Genomic DNA, 765 nt, shown 5'->3' on the forward strand with positions numbered 1-765 from the left:
GCTCAGCAGGATTTGCTTGAGCCACTGATTGTGAGGCGCTAGTCGGTGCTGAAGCTTGGCCAAAGCGTGATAATTGCGCCCAGTCTCGCAAGGACAAACAGTGTTGCGTTTGTTGCGTTTTTAGAGCGAGATCTGGAGCGTTCAGTGCCGTTAAGAGTTCTAATTGAATGTCTTTGAGTGAACAGCCCAATAAATCTAGTTCAAGCGCTTTTCTCTTTGGTATGCTGGCTCGACTGATCTCTCGCATTAATGGTGTGGCATAACACCACATGTACCACATGGGTGCGTCGGAAAATAAACTCCCCCAGAAGATATCTAAGGATTTTGCTGATCCTTTTGCCTTTGCGAATCGTTGTGCGAGATAGGCTTTGGTTAAGCTTGCTCCGAGAGTTTGGTAGTAAGCGCGATAACCATATTTGATGTCGAGTTTTTTGATGGCAACGAGTAGCTCTTTGACTTGCTGGTGGCCTAGCATGCTCATAGCGTGATCAAGAGTTTTACTGAATACGCTTTCTGGACGAGGATTGTCGTTGGCCTTGCGCATGATTGCGAGTGACACAACAGGGTCTGGGGCGAGTATTTGAGCTAACTTCAAATAACTCGGCGCTTCGTTTTCCATCAGCAAAACGGCCTTCGGCGCCAGACTCAAGGCAGAGGGTAGTTTACGTTTAAGTAAGTACTCCACCCATGATTGTAGATCTTGCGGATAACTTTTTGTTTCGGCCATTCATCATCATCAATGTGTTTCTATGTCGTCTAGTGTAG

At 46.5% G+C, this 765-nt stretch carries 1 protein-coding gene; it reads right to left on the bottom strand.

Annotation, left to right across the window (positions count from 1 at the left end; translation table 11 throughout):
* A partial coding sequence (locus tag A3739_RS23590) for an HDOD domain-containing protein (protein WP_156502792.1) occupies positions 1 to 727 on the bottom strand: 727 nt, incomplete at its 3' end.
* Positions 728 to 765: the final 38 nt, after the last annotated feature.

This window comes from Oleiphilus sp. HI0067 (assembly GCF_001635735.1).